Source organism: Nocardia higoensis NBRC 100133 (genome assembly GCF_000308595.1).
In the GTDB taxonomy this organism is placed as follows: Bacteria; Actinomycetota; Actinomycetes; order Mycobacteriales; family Mycobacteriaceae; genus Nocardia; species Nocardia higoensis.
The window spans coordinates 47,218-53,783 of sequence record NZ_BAGA01000061.1; the positions used below are offsets into that span (position 1 = coordinate 47,218).

Sequence of the window (6,566 nt, forward strand, 5' to 3'; positions counted from 1 at the left end):
CGCGGATCGCGGCGCGGCGCAACATGGTCGTCCGACCCGCCGCGCCGCGAGAACCCTTGGGCCGAGCGGGCATTCGCCGGTGGGGTACCTTCTGGGGAATGGAGGTCTTGCTGCACCAGATCGACGCGTTCGCCGACGCACCGTTCTCCGGCAATCCGGCGGCGGTGATGCCCTTGCTGTCGTGGTTGTCCGACGAGCTGCTGCAGAGCCTGGCCGAGGAGAACAACCTCGCCGAAACCGCCTTCTACACCGCGCAATTGCCGCCCGAGGCGGCCGACGCGCCCGCCGGCCGCCCGGTCTTCCACCTGCGATGGTTCACTCCCGGCGCCGAGGTGGACATGTGCGGCCACGCCACCCTGGCCTCGGCCGCGCAGATTCTCGAAGACCTGCACCCGGGCGAGGATCGGGTCAGCTTCTACACCCGCAGCGGCTGGCTGCACGTCGACCGCACCGACGACGACGAATACGTCCTCGACCTGCCCGCCGTCGGCTCCGTCGAGACCGACCCGGATCCCGCCCTCGTCGACGCGCTCGGCGTGCGCCCGGTCCGCGCCTACACCGGCGCCGATGAAGTCCTGGTGCTGGCTTCGGAAAGCGAAGTGCGCGAGGCCACTCCGGTGCTGAGTTCCTTCCCGCCGCTGCCGCGCGGCGCGATCATCGCCGCTCCCGGCGACGAGGTGGACCTGGTCTCCCGCTTCTTCGCTCCCGGCGTCGGCATTCCGGAGGACCCGGTCACCGGTTCGGCCCACGCCCAGCTCGTCCCGCTGTGGGCCGAACGCACCGGCAGCCCGTTCGTGCTCGCCCGCCAGCTGTCCCGCCGCGGCGGCACCTTGCGCTGCGAACTGACCGGCGACCGGGTGCTGCTCATCGGGCGCTGCCGCCGCTACCTCGATGGCGTCGTCAACCTGCCGGACTGAACGATCCGCTCGGCGGATGGAGCTGCCCGGCTGGCGAGAACCGTGCCCGCCCGGTCACGGATTCGGGGTATTCCCGGCTGCCCGGGCAAGCAGCATCGCCGGGCGTGGACGTCGCGAGGTGCTCGTCGCCGGATCGAGCTGCGTTTCCGGCGGGCCGGGCTGCGCGCCTGCGGCGCCGAGCTGTGTGCTTGCCGAGCGAGCCTGCGCGTCCCCGGGCCGTCGAAGCGGTCGATCAGTTGTCCGGGACGGGCCCGTCGTCGGGGCCGGGCAGCACCGCGTCGGTGTGTTCGGGCAGCAGCGGGGCGACCCCGTAGTGCCCGGCGACCGCGTCGGCGGGCAGCGCCTGCACCGCGCGGATCGCGGGATCGGCGCTCAGCTGCCGGAGCCGGTCCAGTGGGCCGCGTACCACGACCGCCACCGCGCAGGCGCAGCCCGCCTCGAGCCGGTTCGCGCTCACCTCGAGGATCCGGCGGTAGCGCTCGTCGGCGAGATCGCCGGTCGAGGCGGAGCGCATCAGCCCCGCGGCGGCCGATGCCGAGTTGCGCACCGCGGTTTCGTTGGCAGGCACCGGGATCGTGGTCAGCGGGGTGCGGACGCGGGGGAGCGGCACCTGGTAGAGCACCTGCCCGATCCGCAGACCGCCGGTGTGCGCGGTGAGCTGGTCCGGCGGCAGCGGCTCGGTGAACGACAGCAGCGCCCAGTGTTCGTCGCTGTCCGTGCCGTTCAGCGAATTCGCGGCTCGCGCGAGGTAATCGGATACCCGCTCGGCGTTCTCGGGGCCGAGCCGATCGGTGCGTACACCGAGATCGCGCGGCGGATTCAGCACGCCGAGCACGGCGAAGAAGGCGACGATCAGCGCGGCGGCCACCACCATCGTGAGGACACGGACCGAGCCGCGGCCCGACTGCTGGTCGGGTTCGCTCCCGCCGAACTCGTCGGCGGGATCGGAGGGCGAGCCCCCCTCATGCATCGCGCAGCACGTCCAATGCGTGGCTCAGGTCGGCCGGGTACTCGCTGGTGATCTCCAGCCACCGGCCGTCGGCGGGATGATGGAAGCCGAGGGTGTGGGCGTGCAGCCACTGCCGTTCCAGGCCGAGGCGGGCGGCGAGTTTCGGGTCGGCGCCGTAGGTGAGGTCACCGCAGCAGGGGTGGCGGATCGCGGAGAAGTGCACGCGGATCTGGTGGGTGCGGCCGGTCTCCAGATGGATGTCGAGCAGACTGGCCGCCTGGAACGCCTCGAGCGTGTCGTAATGGGTGACGCTCGGACGCCCGTCGGCGGTGACCGCGAACTTCCAGTCGTTGCCGCGGGCGCGGCCGATCGGGGCGTCGATGGTGCCACTGCTCGGATCGGGATGCCCTTGGACCAGCGCGTGATAGCGCTTCTCCACCGTCCGCTGTTTGAAAGCGCGCTTGAGCACGGTGTAGGCGTGCTCGGACTGCGCGACGACCATCACCCCGGAGGTGCCGACGTCGAGGCGGTGCACGATGCCCTGCCGCTCGTGCGCGCCGGAGGTCGAGATGCGGTAGCCAGCGGCGGCGAGCCCGCCGACCACCGTCGGGCCGGACCACCCGACGCCGGTGTGCGCCGCGACGCCGACCGGCTTGTCCACCGCGACGATGTCGTCGTCGGCGTAGAGGATCTTCATCCCCTCCACCGGCGCGATCTCGACGGTCAATTCGCGCTTGGGTTCGGGGAATTCGACCTCGAGCCAGGCGCCGGCGGTGAGCCGGTCGGACTTGCCCGCGGCGACCCCGTCCAGGAGTACCGAGCCGTCGGTGGTCAACGCGGCCACCGCGGTGCGCGAGAGCCCGAGCAATCGGGACAGACCGGCGTCCACCCGCATGCCGTCCAGCCCGTCGGGCACCGGCATGGCCCTGGTTTCTCTCACGTGGTGTTCCCCTTTCCCGTGTGCTCGGTGTCGCGCTCGTGCGCGCTGTCGTCGTCTTCGTCGTCGTGCCCGACGCGGGTGCCGTCGAGTTCGAACCCGAACACCGTCGCCACGACGAGCAGCGCCGCGCCACACACGATCGCCGAGTCGGCGACGTTGAACACCGGGAACGAGCCCACGGCGACGAAGTCGACCACGTGGCCCTGCAAGGGGCCGGGCGCGCGGAACAGCCGATCGGCCAGATTACCCACCGCGCCGCCGAGCACCATGCCCAGGCCGATCGCCCACCACAGCGAACGCAGCTTCCGGCCGATCCGGATCACGCCGATCACCACGCCGAGCGCGACCAGTGACAGCAGCCACGTCATGCCGGTGGCCATCGAGAACGCCGCGCCGGGATTGCGGACCAGCGCGAAGCGGGCGAAGTCGCCGATGATCGGGATCGGATCGCCCGGGGTGATCGTGGCCACCACGATGCACTTGGTGAGCAGGTCGAGCGCGAAGAGGATCACCGCGAGCGTCAGCAGGGTGTGCAGCCGCAGCGGCGGAAGGTTCTCGGCGGGCTCTTCCCCCGATCGCACGGAATCGGCCTCGACAGCGCCTGCGTCGTCGGTACCGGCGTCGGCGGCACCGATGTCGGCGGCGTCGGCAGCGTCGTTTTCGGGGCGCCGGTCGTCATTCACACTCTCCATCATCGCTCGAGGCCGCGCACACCCGTCCCGCGACTCCTCCGACCCCGCGCGCGACAGCCGGTGTCGTGCGCGTTCGCCTCGCCGCGGGTAACGCTCCGGCCCCGCCCCGGCGGAGTCTGAGCCCACGCTCAGGAAGCGGTCGTACCCTGTTGCTCGTGACGGTGTTGTCTTCTCCCCACCTGCCCCGGATCGCGCGACCGGGAGCACTGCTCGTCGCGCTCGCCCTGGGCTTGTCGACCTTCGCCGTCGGCTGCGCCGATGACTCCGAATCCCCGGCGAGCACCGAGGGCACCGAGCCGCTGGGCATCGGCAAGGAGGTGACGGTGCCCATCTCGGTGGCCGCCGCCGCGCTGGTCTCCCCGGGCGCCGAGCCGCGGGCCGTGCTGCGGCCCACTTTCGCGCCGGGCACCGAGCAGCGGGTCACCCTGCACACCGAGCACCGCATCGAGCAACAGATCAACGACCAGGCCCCGCGGGACTTCTCGACCCCGGCGCTGACCATTCCGATGACCGCGCTCGCGAGCAACGGCGGCGTCGACCTCACACTCGGCGAGGTGACCACCCCCGACCCGATGCTCAGCGAGGCGCTGACCGCCGCGGGCGGCTCACAGGCCGGCCTGGACTTCAGCGACGAGGGCGCGATCACCGCCCTGCGCCTCGCCCCCACCCCGGACACGCCGAACACCGCGCGCGCCGCACTGGAGAACGCCTTCTATCAGGCGGTGTACCGCTCGATCATGTTCCCCGACGAGGCCGTCGGGGAGGGCGCGGTGTGGACGGTGCGTCAGGAGGTGACCGGCGGGGTCACCCTCGACCAGGTGACCACGGCGACGCTGACCAAGCGCGAGGGTGACCGGCTCACCATCGAACTGACGGTCGAGCAGACCCCGAAGTCCTCCTCGTGGGCGCTGCCCAACGACACGGGCACGCTCTCCATCGAGGACTACCTCATGGAGGGCAACGGCACCATCACCTTCGATCTCGGGCTGCCGCTGCCGGTCGCCGGATCGATCAGCGTGGGCGGTCATCAGGTCTACCGCGATCCGCGCAGCGTCAGCCTGCTGAGTCAGAGCATCGTCACACAGGTGTCGTGGGCCGAGTGAAAGCGTTCGCCTCCGTGCGCACAACCGCATACGCCGCCGCCGTGGTCACCACCCTCGCCTTGCTGACCGGATGCGGATCCTCCGAGGGCGCCGGTTCCGAGGCCGACCAGGTGGACCTCGGCGCCCTCGGTCCGATCGTCCCCGCGGCGCCCGTGACCGACCCGGTCTTCACCGACGCCGACAACCTCGCCCTGCGACTGCTCGGCGAGGACGATCTGCCCGCGGGCATGGTCGCCGCCTACGATCCCGCCGACCCGTCCACCCGCCCGGCCTCCGTGCCCAGCCCGACCACCCCGGCCGGATGTGGCAAAGTGCTGATGGCACTGGGCTATCAGCGTCCCGAGGCGATCGCCTGGACCGGCGTCGCCTACGACGGCCCCGAGTTCGCCGGCATCGACATCGACGCCGCGAGCTACGCGGAGGCGGGTCCGGCTTTCACCGCTGTCCAGGAGACTCTGCACAACTGCGCCGAGTACTTCGGCGAGGACGGCGAGGGCGCCCGCATCGATTACCGGCTCGGCGCGCTGGACCAGCCGCCTGCCGGTGACGCGAGCACATCGTTCCAGTTGCACATGACCAGCGAGGGCGCGACCCTGGTGGCGCAGGCGACGCTGGTCCAGGTGGGTAGCACCCTCGTGCAGATCGCGGTCACCGCCCCGGAGGCCTCGGACCCGGCGCTGCTGGCCGAACTCACCGCCGCCCAGGTGCGCGCGCTGCGCGGGGAGTAGTCGTCACCGAACCGTAGCCGTGACAACCCTCCCCGAGGGGTCGTGCCGTGGCCGGGGCGGGCATAGGCTCGCCGGGTCAGACGAATTGCCTCGACCTGGAGGTCGACCATGTCCGATGTCGAACCCGTCCCCGACGGATACCCGGCGCTTTCGCCCGGGCTGGCGATCGACGGCGCGGCGGCCGCCGTCGAGTTCTACAAGCGGGTGTTCGGTGCGACCGAGCGCATGCGCCTGCCCCGCCCGGACGGCAAGATCGCCCACTGCGAACTGCTGATCGGCGAGTCCGTACTGATGCTCGGCGACCCTGCTCCCGAGATCGGCTTCTTCGATCCGAAGACCGTCGGCGGCAGTCCGGTGAGCCTGCACGTCTACGTCCCCGACGCCGACGCGGCGTTCGTCACGGCCATGGAGCTGGGCGCCCGAGAGGTCGAGGCCGTCAGCCTCCGGTTCTACGGCGACCGCTCCGGCTCCTTCGTCGACCCGTGGGGACACCGCTGGACGATCGCCACCCACGTCGAGGACGTCCCGCCGGACGAGATGGACCGCCGCATGGCCGAACTCTTCGGCGAATCCTGATTCGCCGGCGTACCCGATCCCCCTCATGCGACCGGGTACGCCGACTCGCGGCGGTTCAGCTGCGCGCGATGGCCTCGAAGACCGCCGGGTCGACCAGGGTGGAGGTGTCGCCGAGTTCGCGGCCTTCGGCGACGTCGCGCAGCAGACGGCGCATGATCTTGCCGCTGCGGGTCTTCGGCAGTTCCGGCACGATGTGGATCTCGCGTGGCTTCGCGATGGGACTGATCACGCGGGCGACCTCGGCCTTCAGGTCGTCGACCAGTGCCGCGCCGGTGTTCTCGGCGTCGGCGGTGAGGATGACGAAGGCGACGATGCCCTGACCGGTGGTGGCGTCGGTCGCGCCGACGACCGCGGCCTCGGCCACACCGGAATGCCCGACGAGCGCGGATTCGACTTCGGCGGTGGAGATGCGGTGGCCGGAGACGTTCATGACGTCGTCGACGCGGCCGAGCACCCAGAGCGCTTCGTCCTCGTCCACTTTCGCGCCGTCACCGGCGAAGTACCAGCCCTGATCGGCGAAACGGGCCCAGTAGGTTTCGCGGTAGCGGTCCATGTCGCCCCAGATGCCGCGCAGCATCGATGGCCACGGCTGGTCGAGTACCAGGAGCCCTGAGCTGCCGCTCTCGAGGACGGCGCCGTCGTCGTCGACCACCGCCGCCGA

8 protein-coding genes are annotated in these 6,566 nt (G+C 71.2%); 4 read left to right on the forward strand and 4 right to left on the reverse strand.

The window, feature by feature from the left end:
- The first annotated feature begins 98 nt into the window (after positions 1-98).
- Entirely contained in the window at positions 99-917 is an 819-nt protein-coding gene (locus ON26_RS08330) for a PhzF family phenazine biosynthesis protein (protein ID WP_040795425.1), read from the forward strand.
- Between the two features lie 232 nt (positions 918-1,149).
- Here ON26_RS08330 and ON26_RS08335 read toward each other — a convergent pair whose 3' ends face one another.
- The 3 genes from ON26_RS08335 to lspA are packed head-to-tail and all read right to left on the reverse strand — an operon-like array spanning position 1,150 to position 3,498.
- Positions 1,150-1,887, reverse strand: a complete 738-nt coding sequence (locus ON26_RS08335; RefSeq protein WP_245545769.1) for a hypothetical protein — start codon at positions 1,885-1,887, stop codon at positions 1,150-1,152.
- Positions 1,880-2,806, reverse strand: a complete 927-nt coding sequence (locus ON26_RS08340; protein WP_040795426.1) for an RluA family pseudouridine synthase — start codon at positions 2,804-2,806, stop codon at positions 1,880-1,882. The genes ON26_RS08335 and ON26_RS08340 overlap by 8 nt, the downstream gene beginning before the upstream one ends.
- Complete coding sequence (gene lspA / locus ON26_RS08345) at positions 2,803-3,498, reverse strand: signal peptidase II (protein WP_245545770.1); 696 nt, start codon at positions 3,496-3,498, stop codon at positions 2,803-2,805. Before lspA ends, ON26_RS08340 begins: the two co-directional genes overlap by 4 nt.
- Before the next feature lie 161 nt (positions 3,499-3,659).
- Between lspA and ON26_RS08350 the strand changes: the two genes are divergently transcribed.
- The 3 genes from ON26_RS08350 to ON26_RS08360 all read left to right on the forward strand — a co-directional run bounded on the left by ON26_RS08350 (position 3,660) and on the right by ON26_RS08360 (position 5,905).
- On the forward strand, positions 3,660-4,601 hold the full coding sequence (locus tag ON26_RS08350; RefSeq protein ID WP_051026831.1) for a hypothetical protein: 942 nt from the start codon (positions 3,660-3,662) through the stop codon (positions 4,599-4,601).
- A 14-nt stretch (positions 4,602-4,615) separates the two neighbouring features.
- Positions 4,616-5,329, forward strand: a complete 714-nt coding sequence (locus ON26_RS08355; RefSeq protein ID WP_040795449.1) for a sensor domain-containing protein — start codon at positions 4,616-4,618, stop codon at positions 5,327-5,329.
- Between the two features lie 108 nt (positions 5,330-5,437).
- The gene (locus ON26_RS08360; RefSeq protein ID WP_040795427.1) at positions 5,438-5,905 is read left to right on the forward strand and encodes a VOC family protein; all 468 of its coding nucleotides are present in this window, start codon (positions 5,438-5,440) and stop codon (positions 5,903-5,905) included.
- Between the two features lie 55 nt (positions 5,906-5,960).
- Here the strand turns inward: ON26_RS08360 and ON26_RS08365 are convergent.
- On the reverse strand, positions 5,961-6,566 hold a 606-nt coding region (locus tag ON26_RS08365), incomplete at its 5' end, for an AMP-binding enzyme (RefSeq protein WP_157171823.1).

What these genes read in the sequence shown, in the direction of transcription:
- ON26_RS08330 (WP_040795425.1), top strand. Translation starts at nt 99, where the DNA reads ATGGAGGTCTTGCTGCACCAGATCGACGCGTTCGCCGACGCACCGTTC.
- ON26_RS08335 (WP_245545769.1), bottom strand. Translation starts at nt 1,887, where the DNA reads ATGCATGAGGGGGGCTCGCCCTCCGATCCCGCCGACGAGTTCGGCGGG.
- lspA (WP_245545770.1), bottom strand. Translation starts at nt 3,498, where the DNA reads ATGGAGAGTGTGAATGACGACCGGCGCCCCGAAAACGACGCTGCCGAC.
- ON26_RS08360 (WP_040795427.1), top strand. Translation starts at nt 5,438, where the DNA reads ATGTCCGATGTCGAACCCGTCCCCGACGGATACCCGGCGCTTTCGCCC.